At 63.9% G+C, this 23,007-nt stretch carries 23 protein-coding genes, 1 tRNA gene and 1 pseudogene; 10 read left to right on the top strand and 15 right to left on the bottom strand.

Annotated elements, in window-relative coordinates:
* The first annotated feature begins 31 nt into the window (after window positions 1-31).
* From ACVIIW_RS24705 to ACVIIW_RS24685, 5 genes are all read left to right on the top strand, one after another.
* Window positions 32-763, top strand: coding sequence for an SDR family oxidoreductase (locus ACVIIW_RS24705; protein WP_456703122.1), 732 nt, complete (start codon window positions 32-34; stop codon window positions 761-763).
* A 30-nt stretch (window positions 764-793) separates the two neighbouring features.
* Window positions 794-1,540, top strand: a complete 747-nt coding sequence (locus tag ACVIIW_RS24700; protein ID WP_456703121.1) for an SDR family NAD(P)-dependent oxidoreductase — start codon at window positions 794-796, stop codon at window positions 1,538-1,540.
* A 7-nt stretch (window positions 1,541-1,547) separates the two neighbouring features.
* Window positions 1,548-1,940, top strand: a complete 393-nt coding sequence (locus ACVIIW_RS24695; RefSeq protein ID WP_456703120.1) for a GFA family protein — start codon at window positions 1,548-1,550, stop codon at window positions 1,938-1,940.
* A gap of 118 nt (window positions 1,941-2,058) precedes the next feature.
* Window positions 2,059-2,739 (top strand): site-2 protease family protein, encoded by a 681-nt coding sequence (locus tag ACVIIW_RS24690; RefSeq protein ID WP_456705256.1) that lies wholly within the window; start codon window positions 2,059-2,061, stop codon window positions 2,737-2,739.
* Window positions 2,740-2,818: 79 nt separating this feature from the next.
* Window positions 2,819-3,241, top strand: a complete 423-nt coding sequence (locus ACVIIW_RS24685; protein WP_456703119.1) for a hypothetical protein — start codon at window positions 2,819-2,821, stop codon at window positions 3,239-3,241.
* Here ACVIIW_RS24685 and ACVIIW_RS24680 read toward each other — a convergent pair.
* The 6 genes from ACVIIW_RS24680 to ACVIIW_RS24655 form a co-directional block, all read right to left on the bottom strand.
* Window positions 3,229-4,053: a TonB family protein gene (locus ACVIIW_RS24680; protein ID WP_456703118.1), complete on the bottom strand. Its 825-nt coding sequence runs from the start codon at window positions 4,051-4,053 to the stop codon at window positions 3,229-3,231. The two genes, ACVIIW_RS24685 and ACVIIW_RS24680, sit on opposite strands and share 13 nt — an antisense overlap.
* Before the next feature lie 8 nt (window positions 4,054-4,061).
* Window positions 4,062-4,526 carry a TonB system transport protein ExbD gene (gene exbD, locus ACVIIW_RS24675; protein ID WP_456703117.1) on the bottom strand — a complete coding sequence of 155 codons (465 nt, stop codon included), beginning with the start codon at window positions 4,524-4,526 and terminating at the stop codon, window positions 4,062-4,064.
* Between the two features lie 3 nt (window positions 4,527-4,529).
* Window positions 4,530-5,513 carry a tonB-system energizer ExbB gene (gene exbB / locus ACVIIW_RS24670; RefSeq protein ID WP_456703116.1) on the bottom strand — a complete coding sequence of 328 codons (984 nt, stop codon included), beginning with the start codon at window positions 5,511-5,513 and terminating at the stop codon, window positions 4,530-4,532.
* The gene (locus ACVIIW_RS24665; protein ID WP_456703115.1) at window positions 5,510-6,199 is read right to left on the bottom strand and encodes a Fe2+-dependent dioxygenase; all 690 of its coding nucleotides are present in this window, start codon (window positions 6,197-6,199) and stop codon (window positions 5,510-5,512) included. Before ACVIIW_RS24665 ends, exbB begins: the two co-directional genes overlap by 4 nt.
* Before the next feature lie 20 nt (window positions 6,200-6,219).
* On the bottom strand, window positions 6,220-8,778 hold the full coding sequence (locus tag ACVIIW_RS24660) for a TonB-dependent receptor domain-containing protein (RefSeq protein ID WP_456703114.1): 2,559 nt from the start codon (window positions 8,776-8,778) through the stop codon (window positions 6,220-6,222).
* Window positions 8,779-9,014: 236 nt separating this feature from the next.
* Window positions 9,015-9,254 carry a hypothetical protein gene (locus ACVIIW_RS24655; protein ID WP_092230377.1) on the bottom strand — a complete coding sequence of 80 codons (240 nt, stop codon included), beginning with the start codon at window positions 9,252-9,254 and terminating at the stop codon, window positions 9,015-9,017.
* Window positions 9,255-9,642: 388 nt separating this feature from the next.
* On the opposite strand from ACVIIW_RS24655, the gene ACVIIW_RS24650 reads away from it, so the two are divergent.
* From ACVIIW_RS24650 to ACVIIW_RS24635, 4 genes and pseudogenes are all read left to right on the top strand, one after another.
* A complete protein-coding gene (locus tag ACVIIW_RS24650) occupies window positions 9,643-10,818 on the top strand; it encodes an efflux RND transporter periplasmic adaptor subunit (RefSeq protein WP_456703113.1) in 1,176 nt (391 codons plus the stop codon).
* Window positions 10,815-13,955 carry a multidrug efflux RND transporter permease subunit gene (locus ACVIIW_RS24645; RefSeq protein WP_456703112.1) on the top strand — a complete coding sequence of 1,047 codons (3,141 nt, stop codon included), beginning with the start codon at window positions 10,815-10,817 and terminating at the stop codon, window positions 13,953-13,955. Before ACVIIW_RS24650 ends, ACVIIW_RS24645 begins: the two co-directional genes overlap by 4 nt.
* Window positions 13,956-14,019: 64 nt before the next feature.
* Window positions 14,020-14,590 (top strand): annotated as a pseudogene (locus tag ACVIIW_RS24640) (invasion associated locus B family protein).
* 95 nt (window positions 14,591-14,685) lie between these two features.
* The gene (locus ACVIIW_RS24635) at window positions 14,686-14,997 is read left to right on the top strand and encodes a hypothetical protein (RefSeq protein ID WP_456703111.1); all 312 of its coding nucleotides are present in this window, start codon (window positions 14,686-14,688) and stop codon (window positions 14,995-14,997) included.
* Between the two features lie 6 nt (window positions 14,998-15,003).
* Here ACVIIW_RS24635 and ACVIIW_RS24630 read toward each other — a convergent pair whose 3' ends face one another.
* The 6 genes from ACVIIW_RS24630 to ACVIIW_RS24605 all read right to left on the bottom strand — a co-directional run bounded on the left by ACVIIW_RS24630 (window position 15,004) and on the right by ACVIIW_RS24605 (window position 20,002).
* Window positions 15,004-15,363 (bottom strand): DUF1428 domain-containing protein, encoded by a 360-nt coding sequence (locus ACVIIW_RS24630; protein WP_456703110.1) that lies wholly within the window; start codon window positions 15,361-15,363, stop codon window positions 15,004-15,006.
* Between the two features lie 157 nt (window positions 15,364-15,520).
* A tRNA-Gln gene (locus ACVIIW_RS24625) sits at window positions 15,521-15,594 on the bottom strand.
* A gap of 191 nt (window positions 15,595-15,785) precedes the next feature.
* Window positions 15,786-16,916 carry an iron-containing alcohol dehydrogenase gene (locus tag ACVIIW_RS24620; RefSeq protein WP_456703109.1) on the bottom strand — a complete coding sequence of 377 codons (1,131 nt, stop codon included), beginning with the start codon at window positions 16,914-16,916 and terminating at the stop codon, window positions 15,786-15,788.
* A gap of 1 nt (window position 16,917) precedes the next feature.
* Window positions 16,918-17,961, bottom strand: a complete 1,044-nt coding sequence (pdxA, locus tag ACVIIW_RS24615) for a 4-hydroxythreonine-4-phosphate dehydrogenase PdxA (RefSeq protein ID WP_456703108.1) — start codon at window positions 17,959-17,961, stop codon at window positions 16,918-16,920.
* Window positions 17,958-19,064 carry a four-carbon acid sugar kinase family protein gene (locus ACVIIW_RS24610; RefSeq protein WP_456705255.1) on the bottom strand — a complete coding sequence of 369 codons (1,107 nt, stop codon included), beginning with the start codon at window positions 19,062-19,064 and terminating at the stop codon, window positions 17,958-17,960. The genes pdxA and ACVIIW_RS24610 overlap by 4 nt, the downstream gene beginning before the upstream one ends.
* Before the next feature lie 17 nt (window positions 19,065-19,081).
* The gene (locus tag ACVIIW_RS24605; protein ID WP_456705254.1) at window positions 19,082-20,002 is read right to left on the bottom strand and encodes a dihydrodipicolinate synthase family protein; all 921 of its coding nucleotides are present in this window, start codon (window positions 20,000-20,002) and stop codon (window positions 19,082-19,084) included.
* Between the two features lie 154 nt (window positions 20,003-20,156).
* Here ACVIIW_RS24605 and ACVIIW_RS24600 point away from each other — a divergent pair, with 154 nt between their 5' ends.
* A complete protein-coding gene (locus ACVIIW_RS24600) occupies window positions 20,157-21,005 on the top strand; it encodes an IclR family transcriptional regulator (RefSeq protein ID WP_456703107.1) in 849 nt (282 codons plus the stop codon).
* A gap of 26 nt (window positions 21,006-21,031) precedes the next feature.
* Here ACVIIW_RS24600 and ACVIIW_RS24595 read toward each other — a convergent pair whose 3' ends face one another.
* From ACVIIW_RS24595 to ACVIIW_RS24585, 3 genes are all read right to left on the bottom strand, one after another.
* Window positions 21,032-21,235: a hypothetical protein gene (locus ACVIIW_RS24595; protein ID WP_456703106.1), complete on the bottom strand. Its 204-nt coding sequence runs from the start codon at window positions 21,233-21,235 to the stop codon at window positions 21,032-21,034.
* Window positions 21,236-21,354: 119 nt separating this feature from the next.
* Window positions 21,355-22,260, bottom strand: a complete 906-nt coding sequence (gene rnz / locus ACVIIW_RS24590; protein WP_456703105.1) for a ribonuclease Z — start codon at window positions 22,258-22,260, stop codon at window positions 21,355-21,357.
* Between the two features lie 32 nt (window positions 22,261-22,292).
* Window positions 22,293-22,895: a TetR/AcrR family transcriptional regulator gene (locus ACVIIW_RS24585; protein ID WP_456703104.1), complete on the bottom strand. Its 603-nt coding sequence runs from the start codon at window positions 22,893-22,895 to the stop codon at window positions 22,293-22,295.
* Window positions 22,896-23,007: the final 112 nt, after the last annotated feature.

The raw sequence follows: 23,007 nt of genomic DNA, 5'->3' as shown, positions 1-23,007 counted from the left end.
CAATCGGATTCAAGGTGAGGAGAACAAGAACATGGCAGACCGCCTCAAGGGCAAGCGCGCCGTCATCACGGCCGCAGCGGCAGGCATCGGGCGCGCATGCGCCCTCGCATTCGCGCGTGAAGGCGCAACCGTCATCGCCACCGACATCAACGAAGCAGGCATCGCTGAACTGACCAAGGAAGGCATCGCCGAGGTCGCCAAACTCGACGTCCGCAACACCGCCGACGTCAATGCCTTTGCCAAGCGGACCGGCCGGATCGACATCCTGCTCAACGCGGCCGGCTTCGTGCATCACGGCACGATCCTGGAATGTTCGGAAGAGGATTTTGATTTTTCGTTCGACCTCAACGTCAAGTCGATGCACCGGACCATCAAGGCCTTCCTGCCCGAGATGATCGCGGGCGGTGGCGGCAGCATCGTCAACATCTCGTCCTGCGCCGCGTTGCGGCCGCCGGCAAACCGCTACGTCTACAGCTCCTCGAAAGCTGCAGTGTCGCTGCTGACCCGCGCGGTCGCGCTCGACTTCATCACCAAGGGCATCCGTTGCAACTCGATCTGCCCCGGCACCGTCGAGACCCCCTCGATGCTGGACCGCGCCGCCGCGCAGGGACCGCAGGGCAAGGAGATGTTCATCTCCCGGCAGAAGATGGGCCGGCTCGGCACTGCCGACGAAATCGCCAACATGGCGATCTATCTCGGCAGCGACGAGAGCGCGTTCACCACCGGCGTCGACCTGGTCGTCGATGGCGGCTACATGCTCTGACGCCTAAGGAATCGAGCAGGATCGGGCCGCATGAACAAGATCGATCTCGACGGCCGCATCGCCGTGGTCACAGGCGGCGCTCAGGGCTTCGGCCGCGCCATCACCGAGCGCTTTGTCGCTTCCGGTGCCCGGGTCGCGATCTGGGACTTTGACGCTGCGCTCGCCGAGAAGACCGCAAAGGACATCGGCGACAATGTCCGCGTCTTCAAGGTCGACGTCACCGACACCGCGGGCGTCGAGCAGGCGCGCGATGCGACGCTCGCGGCCTTCGGCAGGATCGACATTCTCGTCAACAATGCCGGCATCGCCGGCGTCAACAAGCCGGTCTGGGAAACCGACCTCGAGGAATGGCGCAAGGTGCTGCGCATCAACCTCGACGGCCCGTTCATCGTCTGCAAGGCGATCGTGCCTGTCATGCTCGAGCAGAAGTACGGGCGGATCGTGAACATCGCCTCGATCGCCGGCAAGGAAGGCAATCCGAACGCCTCGCACTATTCGGCCTCCAAGGCCGGCCTGATCGCGCTGACGAAGTCGCTCGGCAAGGAGCTTGCCGCCCACGACATTCTCGTGAATGCGGTGACGCCGGCGGCAGCCAAGACCGCGATCTTCGACCAGATGACGCAGCAGCATATCGAGTTCATGCTGGCGAAAATCCCCAAGGCGCGTTTCGTGCTGGTGGAAGAGCTGGCGGCGATGGTCGCCTGGCTTGCATCCGAAGATTGCGCCTTCTCGACCGGCGCCGTTTTCGACATCTCAGGCGGACGCGCAACCTATTGAGAGAGCCATGATCCGGGAAGGTGGGTGCCTGTGCGGCGCGGTGCGGTTCAAGGCGGAGGGCGAGCCGCTCAACGTGCGCGTCTGTCATTGCCGCCGCTGCCAGAAGGCGATGGGTTCGCCCTATTTCGCCCGTGCCCAGTTCGACCAGAAAGCGCTAACGGTCGAGGGTGACACCGGCCGCTATGCATCGTCGGAAAACATCGATCGCGTATTCTGCAAGGCTTGCGGCACGCGGCTGTTCGCCTGGCGTCGCAACGGCACGCTGGCGGGCGTGGCCCTCGCGACCTTCGACGACCGCAACGCTTTCACACCGACCGAGCACATCTGGACCAGCGAGAAGCTGGCCTGGGTCAGGATCGAGGACGGCATGACGCAATATGAGACGACGATCCCGGCCTGACGGCGATCATTTGCGGCGTGGCATTTCGGAACCGGCCGCCCTATGTTGCGCGGAAGCGTTGCTGCGCCCCCGGTTTGGTCGTCTGCAGGGCGACAGGCAAAGCCGGAGCAGGCGCGACGTGAACATTTCCTTCTACGACCTCTCGGTGTGGGCGCTGCCGCTGGTGCTGGCCATCACCTTCCACGAGGCCGCGCACGGTTTCGTCGCGCACCGGCTCGGCGACGACACCGCCTGGCAGCTCGGCCGCGTCAGCTTCAATCCGCTCAGGCACATCGACCCGTTCGGCACCCTGATCCTGCCGGCGATGCTGCTGTTTGCGCATTCGCCGTTCCTGTTCGGCTACGCCAAGCCGGTGCCGGTGAATTTCCGCAAGCTCAACCACCCGAAGCTGGATATGGTCTGGGTCGCCCTCGCCGGCCCCGTCACCAACATCCTGCTGGCGCTCGCAGCAGGCCTCGCCCTCCACGCCCTGCCCTGGGCTCCCGCCGGTTCAGCGCAATGGATCTTCGACAACCTCAAGAACGCGCTGCGGATCAACGCGGTGCTGGCCGTCTTCAACATGATGCCGATCCCGCCACTCGACGGCGGGCGGGTCGCGGTCGGGCTGTTGCCCCGCCCGCTCGCCCTGCCGCTGGCACGGCTCGAGCCGTTCGGCATGCTGATCCTGATCGCCCTGCTGATTCTGCTGCCGATGGCGGGTTCCCAGTTCGGTCTAAATCTTGATGTTATTTCAGCAATACTGCGAACGTTGACCGGTCATGTGATTCAAGCTGTTCTCTTCGCGACCGGCAACGCATAGTTGAAGCGTTACGTTTGGATATCCTGCACTTGAAAACAAAGCCGAAGGGCTAGAGGCCAACTTGGTCAAAGCTGCCGATATGCTGATCGCGCGACGCGCCGATACCCGTGCCCGCGCCGATTTCGCCACCTGGAAGATGATGGCCAAACTGAATGGGTTGTCGGCGCTGCCTCCCGAGGCGCAGGGCTTCCTCGATGGCTACAAGAAGCTGCTGGATCGGATGAGCGAGACCGAGGCCACCGAGGTCGCCATCGCCGAGGTCTACAAATCCTATTATCTGGAAATGGGCGGCGGCGGGAACCCGCCCGATGTCCGCCCCCGGCCGCCCGAGCCGGTGACGGACAATGTTACCGCCTTTCGCCGGCCGGCGCCCAAAGCAAAGAAGACTGGCTTCTTCGGTGCAGCCACGATCAGTGGAACCCAGAAGCGTCCTCTTCCGGTGGCGCTGATTTTCGCCTGCCTGGTCGTGGTCTATGTCGGGATCAAGTACTACTGGCGCTGAGCGGTCTTCTTCTTTTTCTTGTCTTCCGGCGGCTTGAAAACGATATCGACCGTGCGCTCGACCCGATCCTCGGTCAACGCGGCAGGTGGTACCGGGAATGGATCTGATTTGCGGACCATGGCGACCGCTGCCGCATCGAAAGCGGCGTCTCCGGAGGATTCGACCACGTCGACCGACACCACGTTGCCTCGTCGATTGAGTGAAAAGCTCACCTTGGTGGTTTGATTGTTGGGCTGCTTGCCCTCCGGATTGACCTTGTGAGCCGCGAGATGCGCGCTGATCTTGCGGTTCCAGTCCGCCGTAATTTTGAGCATGTCCTTACCAATGCCGAGCACCGGAGCCATGGCCCTCTCAGCTTCGCGCGTGGCGTTTTCGAAGGTTTGCCGCTCCATGGCAATCTGCTTCTGCTGAGCTTCCATGGCGGGGGTTTCGGTGGCGGCCACCTTCGGATCTTCGTCCTGCTCCTTCTTCGCCTTGTTCTCAGAGACAACGCGATCAGCATCCTCGAGCGGTTGCGGTCGATCCTGCGGAAGATCTGTTTCCTTCGTCTCGGCCTTCTGCTGCTGAAGCTCGGGACGCTCTTCCTGCTCCTCGGAGTCCGTCGGACCAAGGGCCTGATTGGAGTCTTGAATCGGCGGAGAAGCCATCTCGACCGCGAACTCGGCACCCGCAGCGCCCAAGCCTTCATCGCCATCATCGGTCGGCAAGCTGGCGAGCGCGAGCGCAGCCCCACCCAAATGGAGCACGAGCGCCGCGACCGCCGCCAAGATCCAAAGCCTTCTGGACGATTTGGGTTCGAGCTCAACCGACATGGCGACCCCTATGGCTGCGCGGGGCCTGTCGCAGCTGGTGCCGCCGGCGCGCCAGCAGCCTCCAACGTCACCAGCTTGACCCGCGTGTAACCGCCGGAGCGCAGCAGCTCCATGACGCCCATCAGCTCGCCATAGGGCACCGAACGATCGGCACGCAGAAAGACGTATTTGTCCTTGCTCATGTCTGACAAGCCGTCGAGGGTCGGAATCAGGTTGGCCCGGCTCACCGAATCCTCCCCGATCGCAAGCCCCAGATCGCGCTTGATGCTGAGATAAGTCGGCTTGTCCGGCTTCTTCTGCGGCGTTGCGCTCGACGTCGGCAAATCGATCGGCAGATCGACCGTCGACAGTGGTGCGGCGACCATGAAGATGATCAGCAGTACCAGGATGACGTCGATGAAGGGCGTGACGTTGATGTCATGCGTTTCCGAGAAATCGTCGTCGTCATCGTTGTCCGTCAGCGAGACTGCCATGGCTTACTCCGCCGCGCGCGAATGCGCACTGCCGTGGCTGCGGTCGAGATCGCGCGACAACAGACGTGCCGCCGCGCCCGAGGCGCGGCTGACGAGCTCGAGATAGCTCTTCGTCACGCGCGAGAAGTGATTGTAGATGATAACGGCGGGGATCGCCGCGACGAGGCCGATGGCAGTCGCGAGCAGCGCCTCGGCGATGCCGGGCGCGACCACCGCGAGGTTGGTGGTCTGCGACTTCGAGATGCCGATAAAACTGTTCATGATGCCCCACACGGTGCCGAACAGGCCGACGAAGGGCGATGTCGAACCGATGGTCGCGAGGAGACCCGTGCCGATGCGGATGCGTCGTGCCTCTGCGCGGACGATCTCGGCAAAGCTCGAGGCCGCGCGCTCCTTGATGCCGTCGTCGCTGGAGAGCCCCGCAGACATCCGCGCTTCACGTAGCGCGGCCGCAAGGAACGACGACAACATGCCCTGCTTGGTGCCGAGCGCCATCTGGGCTTCGGCAAGCGAGCGAACTTCAGCGACCTTCTTCAACGCCGAACGCAGTTTGGCGGAGGCGACTGACAGCTCGATCGACTTGGCGATGAAGACGGTCCAGGTTACGAGCGAGGCGAAGGCAAGCCCGATCATCACCGCCTTCACGATGATGTCCGCCGCCATGAACATCCCCCAGGGCGACAATTCCTTCATGGCCGGCGCGATGCCCGCTTTCCGCGCGGCCTCGGAGGCCGGGGCCACGGCAGCCTCGGTCGCTGGCGCGCTGGGCATCGCCACGGGCGCAGCAGGGGCCGCGGTCGATGGCGCAGGTGCGGCCATCGCGGGGGCGGCCGGCACCGGCTGAGCCGCCACGGGTGCCGGTGCCGCCATCGGCCGCGCCGGCGCCGCCGCCTGGGTTTGTGTCTGGGCAGACGCAGGAACTGCGAGCCAGGCGGCCGTGAACAGCACGGCTGCAGCGAGGCTTGCTCGGAAAGATGTGATCTTCATACTTCGGCCCAGATGCGAATGAGGTTGTGATAGATGCCCGTCAACTTGATCGTTTCGGGATCGTCACGCCCGAGCCGTGCCGCCAACGCCTGAATGGCGGTGTCGAGGTCGAAGATCATGCTGCGGGCTTGATCGTCCCGTATCATGCTCTGGAGCCAGAAGAAAGACGCAACCCGCGCCCCCCTTGTCACCGGTGTGACCAGATGCAGGCTGGTCGAGGGATAGAGCACGCAGTCTCCGGCTGGCAACTTGACCTCGTGCGAACCGTAGGTGTCCTCGATCACAAGCTCGCCACCGTCGTAATCCTCGGGCTCGCTGAGGAACAGCGTGACCGACAGATCGGTGCGGATGCGAAGGCCGGTCAGGCGGTCGCCGCGGATCGCGTTGTCGACATGCAGGCCGAAATGGTGGCCGCTGTCCGCCGTATAGCGGTTGAACAGCGGCGGAAAGATCTGGAGCGGGATCGCCGCCGCCAGAAATCGCGGGCTCGCCGTCAGCGCCGAGATGATGCGGTTGCCGAGCCTGCGCGCGACCTTGCCATCCGGCGGCAATTGCTCGTTGCGCTTGACCATCGCCGACTGCGCGCCCGCGGTGGAACGGCCGTCTTCCCATTCGCTGCCGTCCATGATGCGGCGGAACTCCGCCACATCATCCTTGCTCAGGACGCCGTCTATGCATGTCAGCATGGCACCTCGTCATGTCTCCATCAGTAGCGCGCGGACAGCACCAGATAGGCCGCGCGTCCCGGTGCCTCCAGCACGAAAGGCGCAGCACTCTGGTACAGCGCGTCGTAGTAGCGCTTGTCGAAGATGTTGTTGACGAACAGCTTCAGCTGCCAGTTCTTGTTGATCTTCGCTTCCGCGAACGCATCGAAGCGCCAGTAGCCGGGGATCGACGTGCCCTGGTTGGCCGCGAGCAAGGTGCCGCCGTACACCTTCGAGCGATACACCGCCTGCCCGCCGAGCTCCCAGACGTCGGTGAGCTGGTATTTCGACAGCAGGCTGAACGACTGGTGCGCGATGTTGGCGAGCGGCAGGCCGACATTCGACGCATAGAGCTTGCTGTTGGCGGGTGGCGCGAGCGACTTCGTCACCTCCGACTGCATGAGCACCAGGCCGCCGAACACGCTCCACTTGTCGGTGATCTTGCCGCCGACGCCGAGATCGATGCCGCGGACGCGGTAAGCGGCGCCGGCCGTGATACACGAGACGGTGGTCGACGGGGCCACGGGAGCATAGGTGCAGCCCAGCGCGGCGGCGGCGGCCGTGCTGCCGACATTCTGCCCCTCGCGCGCGTTATCCTTCGTGGTCTGGAACAGGGCGGCGGTCAGCAGCAGGTGGCGGTCGAACAACTCCCACTTGGTGCCGAGTTCAATGGCCTTGTTCTTTTCCGGCCCGAAGATCTGGTTATTGCCACCAGCGAGATTCGGATTGATGCCGCCATAAGCGGTGCTGGTACCGTCGAACTCCGAGCCGACCGGGTTCGCCGAGGTCGCGTAGGCCACGTAGACGCTGCCATTGGGCAGCGGCTTCAGCGTGAGACCGAGGTTGAAATCCGGAACCAGGAATTCGGCGGACTGCTGACCGAAGGCACCAGCCGCGGTGAACGCCGAGGTCTTGATGTTGTAGTCGTCGTAGCGGAAACCGCCGTTGAGGATCAGAACGTCGCGATAATTCGCGCTGTCCATGACGTAGCCGCTGACGGTCTCGATTCCGATCTTGGTGGGCCGGCCCGTAAGCCCACCGGGAATCGGGAATGGATTGTCGGTATATTGGGGCCAGAAGACGCTGACGCCGGGCAAGGACCCGGTCCCGGTGAAAGCTGTCGCCCCCGTCGTGATCTCGGAGCCGAGCCCCGTGTAGCTATCAATCGACGATCGTTCGTTGTCGTATTCTATGCCGGCGAGCAGCGTGTGTTTGAAGCCCGCATAATCATCGAACTTGTACGTCGCCTCGGTCTGATTGGCGAACACATCCGTGGCCTGATACCGGCTCTGCGGGTTGGCCGACAACGTCCACAATGCCGGACTGTTGCTCGTTATAACCGGCGATTCCGGCAATGTGCCAATGTAGTTCTGTGTGGAGTGCGATTCCCGGATCCTGTTGGTGAGTAACAGATCCGGCGTGACCTGGACTTCCGCATTGATCGAGCCGATGTCCTGGCCGGTCCGGTAGAAGTCGCGATTGACGAAACCGTAGAAATTGTTTCGGTTGACACCGAAATCAGGGAACGGACCGCCGGCGGTACTCGCCGTGCTCGGCCGATAATAGGGCACGCCGAAATCGGGAATGCCGGTCAACTCGGTGTGGATGTAGTTTCCCGTGATCTTGGTCGCATCGGTCGGCTTCCAGGTCGTCGCCACGAAAGCACCGTCGCGATTGTCCTTGATCCGGTCTCGGCCCGCCACGTCAGCATCCTGGAACAGACCGCCAGTGCGAACGGCAAGCGTCGGGTTGATCACCTGATTGACGTCGAGCGTGACACGCTTGGTCTGGTCGGTGCCAAACGTCGTGTCCATGTTGTAGAAGCTCTTCTCGGTCGCGGCCTGCTTGGTGACGATGTTGATCGCCCCACCGGCCGTGCCGCGGCCCGCGAAGGACGACGCAGGACCGCGCAGGATCTCGACCTGCTCTGTGAAGAAGTTCTCGCGTACGCTGACACCTGCATCGCGCACGCCGTCGATGAAGACGTCGTTGCGGGCGTCGAAACCGCGGATGAAAAAACGGTCGCCGAACGCGTTGCCGCCCTCACCCGTTCCGAGCGTCACGCCGGCCGTGCTGAGGATCGCCTGCTTCAGCGTGGTGGCGTTCTTGTCCTCGAGCACTTCCTTGCTGAGAACCGTGATCGATTTCGGCGTGTCGACCAGCTTCTCCGGGAATTTGCCGCCGGCCTGGACATGATCGACCTTGTAGGGCGCTGCCTGATCCGCAAAGGGATTGCGATCGGCCGCCGGCGCGGACGGATCGACGACCGGGGCCACTGCTGCCTCCTGACGCTGTTGTGCGGCACGGCGCAATGCGTTGCGGGCGCGGACCTGATCGGGCGTCGGCTTCGCCGTGGTGGAGCGCGGCCGCTCCTTCGGCGCATCGACATTCACGGGCGGCAGTGTTGATTGCTGTGCCTGCGCTGCGCTCGATACGGACGCGACCGCAATCAAGCTTGCGACGGTGGAAACAGTCTTGCCGGTTGCGGCATCGAAACTGCTGCCCAATGAAGTCCGTGCCGCAGTCGAACGCAACGACCGCGGAGCCCTCGCCATACCCATCCTGTGTCCCATTCCCATTCTGCAACGTGTCGCATCGCAAACATGCGACGCGCTGGTCGTATCGAGCGGGGCCATGAGGGTCAACGCAATCACGCCATCTGCATCCTTGAATCCATCCAGATCAAAACGATTCTAAACTGCAGTTTGAAACCGTTCTAAACTCAGGCTTGCAAGTGGCGCGACACGGATGCAGTCGGACACTGCACGATGTCTTCACGCATCGTTTCGCGCAGCCGTCAGTCGCTGATCGGCGGCTTCATCAGCGAGAACAATTCATCAACGGTGCGCTGCGCCGTCGCGCGCACATGATCGGAGTTCTCCATGCCTGCGATGTTGACGCCTTTGACGACGGCTTTGATCTCATCGCGGAAGTCGGTGAGGAAGCGCAACGGATCGCGCTGCTCATTGGCGACACGCGCGATCAAACCCGTGATCAGAATCTGACACGCGATCAGCTTGCCGTTCAGTTCGTCCATCCCGCACTCCTGTTGTGGCGGCGCTGATATGAACGACGGTGATTTTAGTGACAACCGAAACACCGCGTGGCCGGTTTAGAACCGTTCTTGCCAGGGTCAGCCCTTCTCACGCACAGAACGCATCGCTGGCACCGCGCACCGTCGTCTCACGCCGTGCGCGAGCATTTCCTGTCTCTTGCACGCTCCTCGTTTGCGACACGAAATGCAGCGCTGCACACTGCGTCGGCATCCGTTCGCCTACGGGGTGCAAAGCTTTCCAATTGTTTAGGATTCTCAACTGATAGTGCTGTTTACACTGGAACTTGGCGTGTATTATACAAGCCGTTCTGGAACCCTTTGATCGCCCCGCAATTCGTTGTTTTGGGCATACAAGCCGATACGCTTACATATGAAAAAGTCACGGCCGATCCTATGGATTGTCATCATCGCAGCCGTGGCCGGTGGCGGTTATTACGGCTGGCAGCGATTCTCGGCCGCTGAGGCAGCGAAGGCCCAGGCCGCGCAAAAGGGTGCGCCGCGGGTCGCCGCCGTGCCCGTCAGCATTGCGCCGGTCCAGAAGGCCGACTTCCCGGTCTACCTGACCGGCCTCGGCACCGTGCAGGGCTTCAACACCGTACAAGTCCGGACCCGGGTCGATGGCCAGATCGACAAGATCGCCTTCACCGAAGGCCAAATGGTCAACCAGGGCGATCTCCTGGTCGAGATCGACCCGCGCCCGTTCCAGGCCGCCCTCGACCAAGCCAAGGCCAAGAAGTCGCAGGACGAGGCCAACCTCGCCAACGCCAATCTCGATCTTCAGCGCTATACCAAGCTCGGCGAATTCGCGACGCGGCAGCAGACCGATACGCAACGCTCGACTGTCGCCCAGCTGACCGCACAGATCGCAGCCGACGAAGCCGCGATCGCCAACGCCCAGACGCAGCTCGACTACACCCAGGTCAAATCGCCGATCACCGGCGTCGCCGGCCTGCGCCAGGTCGACATCGGCAATATCGTCAATGCCTCGAGCCAGACCGGCATCGTCACCATCGCTCAGGTCGAGCCGATCACGGTGATCTTCACCGCGCCTGAAGAACAACTGCCTTACATCAGCGAGGGCCAGCAGTCCGGCGACCTCAAGGTGATCGCGTTCACCACCGACGGCAAGAAGACGCTGGCTGAAGGCAAGCTCGCCGTCATCAACAACCAGGTCGACACGACCAGCGGGACTATCCGGCTCAAGGCGGTGTTCGACAACAAGGAACACACGCTGTGGCCGGGACAATCGGTCTCGACACGCCTCCTGGTGCGGACGCTGAAAGACGCGACCATCGTCCCCGATGACGCGGTTCAGCATTCCACCAACGGCCTCTACGCTTATACCGTCGGTCCGGACAACAAGGCCGAGGTTCACAAGATCAAGGTCAGCTACGCCATCGACGGGCGCTCGGTCGTCGATGAAGGATTGAGCCCCGGCCAGCAGGTGATCACCGGCGGTCAGTACAAAGTCCAGCCCGGAAGCGTCGTTTCGACGACCGTGGCGAGCTCGGATCCGGTCCAGAAAAGCAAGGTTCAGCAGGAATGACCGAAGGCGGGATTTCGGCACCTTTCATCCGTTATCCCATCGGCACATCGCTGCTGATGGCCGGCATCCTGTTTGTCGGTCTCGTGGCCTATCCACTGCTGCCGGTCGCACCGCTGCCGCAGGTGGACTTCCCGACCATCCAGATCACGGCCAATTTGCCGGGCGGCAGCCCGGAGACGATGGCCTCGTCGGTCGCGCAGCCGCTGGAGCGCCAGTTCGCCCAGATTCCCGGCATCGCGCAGATGACCTCGACGAGCTATCTCGGCACCGCCTCGATCACCATCCAGTTCGACCTCAACCGCAGCATCGACGGTGCGGCGAACGACGTGCAGGGCGCAATCAACGCCGCCAGCGGCCAGTTGCCGAAGAACCTGCCCTCGCCGCCGACCTATCGCAAGGTCAACCCGGCCGACGCACCGATCCTGCTGCTCTCGGCGACGTCGGACACGCTGCCGCTGACCAGCGTCAGCGACGCGGTCGACGCCCAGCTCGCCCAGCAGATCAGCCAGCTCTCCGGTGTGGCCCAGGTCTTCATCGGCGGCCAGCAGAAGCCGTCCGTGCGCGTCCAGGTCGATCCGGGCAAGCTCGTTGCCAAGGGTCTGTCGCTGGAAGACGTTCGCAGCGCGATCGGCATCACCACGGTCGACAGCCCCAAGGGCAATATCGACGGCGATAAGCGCGCCTATACGATCTATGCCAACGATCAATTGCTGCAGTCCAAGGACTGGAACGACGTCATCATCGCCTACCGCAACGGTGGTCCATTGCGGATCAAGGACATCGGCCAGGCGGTCACCGGTCCTGAGGACGCCAAACAGGCGGCATGGGCCAACGGCAAGCGCGGCGTGTTCCTGGTCGTGTTCAAGCAGCCCGGCGCCAACGTCATCGAGACCGTCGACCGGATCAAGGCGACGCTGCCCCGGCTGGTCGCGGCGATCCCGCCCGCGATCAAGATCGAGCTGATCAGCGACCGCACCACGACGATCCGCGCCGCAGTCGAGGACGTCCAGTTCACGCTGCTGCTGACCATTTTCCTCGTGGTCATGGTGATCTTTGTCTTCCTGCGCAGCTTCTGGGCGACCGTGATTCCGGCCATCACGGTGCCGCTGGCGCTGCTGGGCGCCTGCGCGCTGATGTGGGTGTTCGGCTATTCGCTCGACAATCTGTCGCTCATGGCGCTCACGATCGCGGTCGGCTTCGTCGTCGACGACGCCATCGTGATGCTCGAGAACATCACGCGCTACATCGAGGAAGGCGAAAAGCCGCTCGCCGCCGCCTTCAGGGGCTCCAAGGAGATCGGCTTCACCATCATGTCGATCAGCATCTCGCTGGTTGCGGTGCTGATCCCGCTGCTCCTGATGGGAGGCATCATCGGCCGCCTGTTCCGCGAATTCGCGGTCGTGCTGGCGATGACGATCTTCGTCTCGATGTTCGTGTCGCTGACGCTGACGCCGATGATGGCCTCGCGCTTCCTGCGCGCACATGGCGAGGTGACCCATGGCAGATTTTACCAATGGAGCGAACGCGCCTTCGACGCGCTGCTGCGCGGCTATGAATACGGGCTCGACCATGCGCTGGCTTGGCGCCGCACCACGCTTACGATCTTCTTCGCGACGCTGGCGCTGTCGATTTACCTGTTCGTCCTGATCCCGAAAGGCTTCTTCCCGCAGCAGGACGTCGGCCTGATCACCGCGACCTCCGAGGCGTCGCAGGACATTTCCTTCAAGGAAATGCTCAACCGCCAGCAGGAACTCGGAAAGATCATCATGGCCGATCCCGACGTCGCCAGCGTCGCGATGGCGATCGGCGGCAGCGGTCGTGCCGGCAATAACGGCAATCTGTTCATCACCTTGAAGCCCCGCGACGAGCGGGACGCATCTGCGCAAGAGATCATCGCGCGGCTGCGTCCCAAATTCGACAAGGTGCAAGGCGCCCGCCTCTACATGCAGGCGGCGCAGGACGTGCGGCTCGGCGGCCGACCGACGCGCACGCAGTTCGAGTTCACCCTGCAGGACGCCGATCTCGGCGAGCTCAATTCGTGGGCGCCGAAGATCCTCGCCAAGATGCAGACGCTGCCGCAGCTGCGCGACGTCGCGACCGACCAGCAGACCCAGGGCACCACGGTCCAGCTCAACATCAACCGCGACACCGCCTCGCGCTACGGCATCCAGCCGCAGCTGATCGACGACACGCTCTACGACGCGTTCGGCCAGCGTCAGGTCGCGCAGTATTTCACCCAGCTCAACAGCTACCATGTGATCCTGGAAATCCTGCCGGAGATGCAGGGCAGCCTCGAGTCGCTCAACAAGCTCTATCTGAAGTCGCCGTTGACCGGCGACCAAGTGCCGCTGTCGACCTTCGCGAGCTGGACCACCGATCCGGTCCGCCCGCTCTCGATCAGCCATCAGGGCCAGTTCCCGGCGATCACCATCAGCTTCAACCTCGCGCCGGATGTCGCGCTTGGACAGGCCACCGTCGCTGTGCAGAAGGCGATGGCCGATCTCGGCGCGCCGGCGACGCTGAACTCCAGCTTCCAGGGCACGGCGCAGGCGTTCCAGCAGTCGCTGGGCACGGTGCCGCTCCTGATTCTCGCGGCACTGGTCGTGGTCTATCTGATCCTCGGCATTCTCTACGAGAGCTACATCCATCCGATCACGATTCTGTCGACCCTGCCCTCGGCCGGCGTCGGCGCGCTGCTGATCCTGATGACCGCTGGATTCGACTTCAGCCTCATTGCCTTGATCGGAATCATTCTGCTGATCGGCATCGTGAAGAAGAACGGCATCATGATGGTCGACTTCGCCATCGCCGCCGAACGCGACGAGCACAAGACGCCGGAGGAATCGATCCGCCAGGCCGCGCTGCTGCGCTTCCGACCGATCATGATGACGACGATGGCCGCACTGCTCGGCGGCGTTCCGCTGATGCTCGGCCACGGCACCGGCGCCGAAATTCGCCAGCCGCTCGGCTATGCCATGGTCGGCGGCCTGATCGTCAGCCAGGCGCTGACGCTGTTCACCACGCCGGTCGTTTATCTCTACCTCGACAAGTTCTCGAACCTGTTCAAGGGCAACTCGGCCGAGGATCAAGGCCACGACGCGGCCGCGCACGGCACCGTCAAGGAAGCCGCCGAGTAAGCTTGCGTCGGGCCAAGCCCGACGCTACAGCCAAATCCTCGGTTCACGCCAACGCGGTCTTGCCATGCCCATGCAATCCAGACTTGTCGCCCTCGCCGCCGCTGTCCTGATGTCGACGGGCGGCGCGTATGCCCAGCAAGGCGCCAAGAAGAACGCGGCTCCGCCTGCCGCGGCCGCACAGCCTGTGGCCGCGCCGACCCAGCCGCAGGCGGAAGGCGCAGCGCCGCAGCCCGGCTGGATCGCGCGCTGCACCAGCGCGAGCCGCGATGCTCCTCTCGAATGCGCGATCGAGCAGAACGCCGTCCTCACCAAGACCGGCCAGACCATCGTGCTGATCAACATCCGCGTCGCGCCCGACACCCGGACGCCGGTCGCGCTGCTCCAGCTGCCGCTCGGCCTCAACATCCCCGCTCGGCGCCAAGCTCCAGGTCGACGAGGGCAAGACGGTCGATCTCCAGATCCAGACCTGCGAGAACCGCGGTTGCTACGCCTCGACCCCGATCGCGCCGGACCTGCTTGCAAGCCTGAAGTCAGGCAAGCAATTGAAGGTCTCGTTCCAGAACATGGCGAAGGAAACGATCGCGATCCCGATGCCGCTGAATGATTTCGCGGCGGCCTACGACAAGATCAAGTAGTTCACCACGCGCCGGTTGCTCGCAGCGGGGCGGCTTTCCGAGCCGTGCGGGCTGGGCTAGTCTGCCGTCGGCGGGGCCGGACATGACGGTGGAACATGACGCGCGAGAAGTCAGGTCTCAATCGGCTTGGTCTCCCGGTCATCCTGTTTGGGATGATCGGCGCCGCCGCGAGCGCGCAGACCCAACTACAGCCGCCGACTGCGCCGGCGGTTGAGCCCACGGTGCATGACGCAAAGGTGCGGCCCCGCAACGACCTCACCGACGGCAAATTCTCCCAGACGCCAGATTCCGGCGCGTCGACGTCCACGTCCGACGTGAAGCGCATTCGCACGACGCGCGAACGCATCACCGATGGCTCCGCGCCCCCCGCGGTCGCGCCACTGCAACCGCCGCCAGCGAAGCCGTGAGGCGGTTCAGCCTGCGTCACTCGCCCGCAGCAGCGTGGTGAAGCCACCGTAGATCATGCGCTTGCCGTCGAACGGCATGTCCGAGCCCTTGAGCCTCGGATCGGCCATCACCTTCTTGTTGACGGCATCGCGGGTCTCGCGGTCGCGGTAAACGATCCAGGAGAACACCACGACCTCGTCCTCACTCGCCATCACGGCGCGCGGAAAAGACGTGAGCTTGCCATGAGGCACGTCGTCGCCGATGCATTCGACATAATCGAGCGCGCCATGCTCCATCCACACCGCGCAGGCCGTTCGCGCCAGCGCCGTGTAGGCCCCGATCTTGTCCTTCGGCACGGCGAGCACAAAACCATCGACATAGGGCATTACGGATCTCCCAGGGGTTGTGTGTCCCCAGGACGATCGGCGGAGCAGCGATCCGACTGGCGATGGGCGATATTCCGGTGAGGCAAACCGGCGCGATCCCTGGCGCGGCAAGCGGCCCGATATCGGGCAATTCAGGAGTTCGGACAGCGCCTGGAACTGGCTGGGGAACCTGGATTCGAACCAAGACAAACAGAGTCAGAGTCTGTTGTGCTACCGTTACACCATTCCCCAACGGAATAGTCGAACAAATTCAATATCATACTGATTTGTCCGACTGCGGCCGGAAGCGCTGACAGCGCAAATCACGGCTCAGGCGTGCAGCCTTCTACCTGCTCGTCCCCGGGCTGGCAAGCGCTCGGTGGATCACCAGCTTCCTCCATCTTGATATTGGCGGCCTTGATCACCTGCCGCGGCGCGGACGGCTAGAACGCGACCTCGTACATCCCAAGGATCGCGTCCCGGCTGAGATCGCGCGGGTTGTTGTCGAGCAGGCGCCTGATGGCATACGCCTCGTCCGCCATCGCGCCGAGATCGGCCTTGGGCACGCCGAGTGCCGACAGCCGCATCTCGACGCCGAGATTCTTGCAAAACGCGTAGGTCGCATCGAACGCAAGCTTGGCATCGTTCCGCTCCGGCAGGCCGAGTGCCGCCAGCACCGCAAGCGTCTTCCCCTCCTCCGCGGGCATGTTGAACGCCACCGTGTGCGGGAAGATCATCGCGCAGGCGAGACCGTGGGCGATGTGATGACGCGTGCCGAGCGGATAGGCCACCGCATGACCGGCGGTGGTGTTCACCGGGCCGAGGCAATAGCCGCCATAGAGCGAGGCGAGCGAGAGGCCGGCGCGGGCCTCGCGATCGCCGCCATCGGCCACCGCGCGCTTCAGATAACGCCCGACCAGCCGCGCGCCCTCGAGCGCATAGAGGTCGATCGTCGGATGCGCCTTGCGGCTCGTGTAGGCCTCGACGCAATGCGCCAGCGCATCGACCCCGGTGGCGGCCGTGATCTCCTTCGGCACCGTCATCGTCAGGTCGGGATCGACGATGGCGATATCGGCCAGCATGAAGCGGCTCTGCACCGCCTGCTTGTTCTGGCTGACGGGATCAGTCACCAGCGCACGGGTGCCGGCCTCGCTGCCGGTGCCCGAGGTGGTCGGGATCTGCATCAGCGCGACGCTGCGGCCCGCGACCTTTTCCGGCCCGACGATGTCGGCAAAGGCGACATCACCGCTGCACATCACCGCAACCAGCTTGGCGAGATCCATCGCGCTGCCGCCGCCGAAGCCGACGACGAGATCGGGCCTGGCTTGTTTCGCCATCGCCACCGCCTTCTCGAGATTGGGCAGATCGGGCTCCGGCTTCACCTCGCCGAACACTTTCACGGCGCCCGGCAGCGCCAGCTTGTCGACGCGGCGCGCATTGAACGGGTCGGAGATCACCAGCGGACGCTTGGCGCCGATCCGTTCGGCAAAGCGCGCAGCCGCCGTGATCGTGCCGTTGCCGAACTCCAGGATGGTGGGGCGGAGAATTTCGATGGGCGTGAAGGCGTTGGTCATCTCAGGCTCGATCTCTTGACTTGGAAACACCGGCGGCGAGCCGCTCGGCATAGTCGATGGCCTCGATCAGGCTGTGCTCGTTGGCGATGCCCTTGCCGGCGATGTCGAAGGCGGTGCCGTGATCGACGGAGGTGCGGATGATCGGCAGGCCCAGTGTGATGTTGACGCCGGAGAGCTCCTGCCAGCGGCCGGTGGCGGGATCGACCTGGAAGCCGAGCAGCTTAACCGGAATGTGCCCCTGATCGTGATACATCGCGACCGCCGCATCGAACTGGCCGGCGCGCAGCTTGACGAAGATGGTGTCGCCCGGCACGGGACCGACCACGTCGAGGCCGTCGGCGACGGCCTTGGCAATCGTCGGCGCAGAGACGTCGATATCCTGCCGTCCGAACAGACCGCCCTCCCCGGCATGCGGGTTGAGCGCGGCGATCGCGATCTTCGGCTTGGCGATCCCGAGCCGCAGCAGCGCGTCGTTGGTGAGATCGATCACCATGCGCAGCCGCTCCGGTGTCAGGCGCTTCGGCACGTCCTCCAGCGCGACGTGGGTCGAGACATGGCTGACGCGCATATTGCCGTGGGCGAGCAGCATCACCGAGCCGCGGACGCCGGTGAGATGCGCCAGCATCTCGGTATGTCCAGGGAAATGATAGCCGGCCTTGTTGAGGGCTTCCTTGTTGAGCGGCGCGGTGACGATCGCCGCGGTGCGCCCGGCCTGTGTCAGCCGCACGCCCTGCTCGATCGCCTTGTAGGCAAAGCGGCCGCCGTCGGCGCTCAGCACGCCCGGCTTGATCGGATCACCCTCGGCATCGGCCTGCAGATAGCAGAGGTTGGGCCAATCGCGGTCGTCGGCCGTGACTTGCGGGATTGCAACGTCCGCGCCGATCGCGGCCTTCGCGCCGTCCAGTGCCGCGCCGCTGCCGATGATCAGCAGGCGAAGATCGCCTTTCGCGATCCGCTCCTTCAAGCCGAGGCAGGACTTGACGATGATCTCCGGCCCGATCCCGGCGGGATCGCCCATGGTGATGGCAAGGTGACGAGAGGTCATGATGGACTCTCCGTGTTGAGCAATTGATTGTCTCGAAGCAGATCGCGCCACAGCTCGCGCGTGCCGAACGCTCCGGATTTCGAGATGACGTCGACGCCGGCCCAGCGGCCACCTTGCAGCACCGAACGCGGAAGGCCCGGCACGATGCGCCCTGTCACCTGAAGCGCATGCGCACCGAGTGCAAGGCATGCGGCCTTCAGGGTCTCGCCGCCGGCAACGATCAGCGTTCCCGGAGGATCGAGCGCCGCCGTCAGCGCCGTCAATTCGCGCGCAATCCGCTGCGCGGCGCCGGCGCGCGACAGTCCTTCGGCAAGAGAGAACTTCACCAACGCCACGTTGTCTTCGGCCAATTTGCGTTGAACGATTGCGCTACCCTCGCCCTCGGCGAGCGCGACGGTGACGTCGCCACAGGCATCCAGCTGTGCCGCGGTGGCGGCCTGGTCCGAGCCAAACAGGCCCAGCACCGGCAGCTTCAACTTCGAACGCGCGTCCGACCGGTGGCCGCGCGCGAGCGCGGCGGCGAGCCCACCGCTGCCGCACCACAGCACCGGCCCCGGCATGCGCTGTGCCATCTCGACGACGCGATCGAGATCGAGATCGCTCTCGGCATCGAACACCTGAACGCCGCCTTGCGCCAGGGTATCGGGGCCGCCCCGTCGCGCCTTGATGCCGCCCCGCTTCAATTGATCCAGCAGATTGTCGCCGACGCGATGCCAGTCCCCCGCCACGGTGCGCGCATATTGCTGGGCATCGACAGTGCGGCGGCCCTGATAGCCGAAGGCAGGCGCAACCACGCACGACGTCCAATGCCCGGTGCTCAGGCAGGCGCCGAGTTCGGCCGCCCAGGCACCGCGAAGCAAGCTGTCGATTTTCTTATAGGCGATCTCGCCGTCGCGAAGCAACGACACCAGCCGAGTGACGATCTCGACGCTTTCGGCTTTCGAACGCTCCCGGGTGCCGCTGTCGACCGCGAGGCTTGCAGAGCTGGAACGCGGAGGCGCATCCGCCCAGATCACATCGAACGGCCCGCACAGGCCCACGAATTCCGCCGCGGTATCGAGCGCACCGGTGAGATCGTCGGCGAGCATGCGGACGCGTGTCATCGACATGCCGCTCCCCTTTACGCGGCTGACGCGAATGCGGCGGCCTTCGCGAGCAGCTCTTTCCGTTGCGCCGCCGGCAACGTCTCGAGCGGCGGCCGCAGGCGCTGCCAGCCGGCGTGACCGGTGCGCTCGGCCATCAGCGCCTTCAGGGACGGCATCTGGGCGAAGCGCGAGACCAGCTCGCGCGCCTTCACAATGCGCCCCTGCGCCGCCTTCAGCGCCGCATCGTCGTCGCTGTCTCGGAAATGCTTGAAGACATAGGCGAGATCGCGCGCGACGAGGTTCGAGGTCGCGGTGATGCAGCCACCGCCGCCCTTGCGCAGCAGCGGCAGCAGCAGCGGGTCGGCGCCCGTCAGCACCGAGAAGCCGGGGAAGCGCTCGACCATCGCCGTCATGTTGGCGAAGTCGCCAGAGGAGTCCTTGATGCCGACGATGGTCGAGGGATAGGCCGCCCGCAACCGTTCGATCAGCGCATGCGAGATCGGCTGCATCGACATTTGCGGGATGTGATAGAGCACGATCTTGAGCTTGGCATGACCAATGCGCTGGATGATCTCGCTGTAGGCGGCATAAACGCCGTCGTCGCTGACGTTTTTGTAGTAGAACGGCGGCAGCATCACCACGGTGTCGACCCCGACGGAGAGCGCGTGGCGGGTCAACGCGACGGTGTCGATGAACGCAGCGACGCCGGTGCCCGGCAGCAGCTGGTTCGGCCTGATGCCGCCGGCGACCACGGCCTCCAGCAGCGCGGTGCGTTCGGCAACCGAGAAGGAGTTCGCTTCGCCCGTGGTGCCGAGCATCGCAATGGCATCGCAACCTTCGGCCAGGAGATAGCGGCAGTGCGCGATGAAGCGCGTATGATCGGGCGCAAGCTCGGCGTCGAGCGGTGTCAGCGCGGCGGAGAACACGCCAAGGGGGTGCAAGGACTGCGGGTGCAAGGACTGGGGATGCAGCGATGATGCGGACAAAGCTTCCTCCGATCGGTCAGATCGATATTGTTCGGAATGCGAACATTTGTTATGATATGCTCCGTTGGTAAGATCAGGCTGCCGCCGCGTCAAGGGCTGTGGCAGTCAGGCAGGGCATTCAGGCATGGCCAAGGTCGAAAAGAAGACGGCAAAGCGCGTATCCGACGCGGCTCCCAAGACAACGGACATCAAAAATCCCAAGAACCATGTCGCTTCGGTCGGCAAGGCCTTTGCCGTGCTCAAGAGTTTCAGCAGCGAGGCGTTCGAGCTGACGCTCAGTGAAGTTGCCGTCCGCGCCGATCTCGATCGCGGCACGGCGTTCCGGCTGATCCAGACCTTGATCGAGCTCGGCTATCTGCAGGCGGTGCCGCAGAGCCGCCGGTTCCGCCTCGGTCTCGCCTGCCTCGACCTCGGCTATACCGTGCTGTCGCACGGATCCTTGCGCACCATCGTCGAGCCGATGCTGCGCGACCTGGTGCCTGATGTCGGTGATGCGGCCTCGCTCGGCATCCTCGATGGCGGCGATGTCATCTATCTCGCGCGTGTCAGCGCGGGTCTCGACCGCTACAAGATGGACCGCCGGCCCGGCACGCGCATCCCCGCCTACAGCGCCGCGCTCGGCCATGCCATGCTGGCGCATCTTGAGCGCGACGAGCAGATCCAGCGGCTGGAGTCGCGCCCCCGCGTCAAGCTCTCGGAGCGGACGCTGACCGATCTCGATGCTTTGCTGGCCCGGCTCGATCAGGTGAAGAAGAAAGGCCACGCCGTCTCCGATGGCGAGAACGCCTATGGCCTGCGTACACTGGCGACGCCGATCCTCGACGCACAGGGTTCAGTGATCGCGGGGCTGAGCGTCACGGTCGATGCAGCTCGTATGGATATGCCGACTTTTCGCGACCAGGTCCTGCCAAGGCTGAGGCAGCTGACGCACAAGGTGCAGGACATCACGATCAAGTCGGGCATGTCGAGCTGAGCGCTCAAGCCTGATCCCGACGTCGGCTATTCCGGGACGAGGGTAGCAAGCGCGGATTCGATGATGGTGATTTCCCGGCTCACCTGCGCGACCGCCTGCTTGGGATCGACGCCGGTCACAGCTACCAGTTGCCGCAGCAGATCCTGGCGATGCGCCAGAATATTCTCCAGCGCATCGCGATCGTTCAGCCTCACATAGCCCTCAACGATCAATTCGACGGAACGGGACATGGCACTCACAATGCGAAGCTGTTTTCTGATCGGTCGAAACTATCGCGCTGGCGCGCGGCTGCGGGAATCAAGTGGCATAAACCTTGACAGGTAAGATTAATGGTCGTGCAACGCATTGGCTAAACAGCGATGCGGTCGAAGTCGGCGGCAATCCGGACGTTCGGAAACATCCTGGCTGCTTCCGCCAGGATCTCGTCATCCTCATAGCGGCCTGACAGATGCGTCAGCACAAGCTGCCGGACATTATTCCCAGCCGCGAACCTCGCCGCCTCGGCCGCGGTGAGATGGCCGTAGTCTCGTGCCGTCGCCGCGTCCCGATCCAGAAACGTCGCCTCGATCACCAGCAGATCGGCATCCGTCACGTGCTTCGAGAGTCCCTCGGTGGTCTCGGTGTCGCCGATGACGACCAGCTTCCTGCCGCCGCTGGGAGGGCCGAGGACCTCCTCGGGATCGATCGTTCGGCCGCCTTCAACCGTGACCGGCCGACCCGCGGCCAGTTCTCCGCGCATGGGGCCATCGGGCACGCCAAGTGCGGACAGTCGATCGGACAGAAGATGGCGCCGCGCGCGACTCTGGAATGAGAAGCCAAAACTGTCGGTGTCGCGATGGCGGACCGGAAAACAGTCGATCGTGAAGTCGCCTGCGTCGGCGACCTGCCCTTCGAACAGCGGCACGAACTCGATCGCGATCGGCGCCCGGCCCGCGCCCCAAAGGCCTGCAAGCAAGCGGATGACCACGTCGAGCGTTTCAGGCCCGCCATGAATGGTCATCAATTCGGAGGTCTGCCGCAGCCCCAAGGTCGAGAACAGGCCGGGGATACCGAGCACGTGATCGAGATGACCATGCGTGAGCAAAATGCGATCAAGCCGCCGAAAGCCGGCGCCACTCCGCAGCAGCTGGCGCTGCGTACCTTCGCCGCAATCGATCAGCATGCGTTTGCCCGCGACTTCCAGGAGGATTGCCGGATGATTGCGCTCTGCGGAGGGAACGCTGGCCGAGGTGCCGAGAAATGTCAGGGCGAACATGCGTGACTCGTTTTCGAGGAGGCCGCTGAGCCCTAGCCTTGCTCCGACTGCGCCTCGACGGCCTGCACGGCGACATCGGCAACCTGCCGCAACGCTTCGCGATCCGACCCTGACGAGGCCATCACGCCCATCCCGACAGAGACCGCCGAAACGTAGCGCGCGAGCGCGGCGGGATCCGACGTCGGCTTGAGATCACCTTCCGCCTTGGCGCGCACAAAGCGGTCGCGGAGCTGGTCTTCGTTCTGGGCACGGCGGGTGGCGAGTTCGAAGGGGACGTTTTCGGATCCGGTGCCGCAGGCGATACCGCCCTGCACGAGCAGGCAGCCGGGCGGATTGGCGGGGTCGGTCTGCTTTTCGGCGATGCCCTTCAGCATTCGCTCGGCGACCTCGCGGGCAGTCGGCGCCGCGACGACTTCATCCATCCACGCACCGCGCAGTTTGGTGTAGCGGTCGAGGGCAGCCTTCAGCAGGCCCTCCTTGTTGCCGAAACAGGCGTAAAGGCTCGGCGGGTTGATGCCCATGGCCTCCGTGAGCTGGGCAATCGTGGCGCCCTCATAGCCATGGCGCCAAAACACTTCCATCGCCTGATCCAACGCGATGTCGGCGTCGAATTCTCGGGGGCGTCCCATGCCCATGTGCCTGTCTCCTTGGAATGGCGGCTCGCCCCAACCTAACGCCACATTCTATCTAATTGTTCTAGCTTTCTTTTCCCTTCCGCCTTCCGATATCTGCGGTAAGCGGCTACAA

The sequence above is a fragment of the Bradyrhizobium sp. USDA 4449 genome (assembly GCF_054056275.1).
The sequence above is the reverse complement of the archived record's forward strand: the minus strand, read 5'-3'. Positions and strand labels throughout refer to the sequence as shown.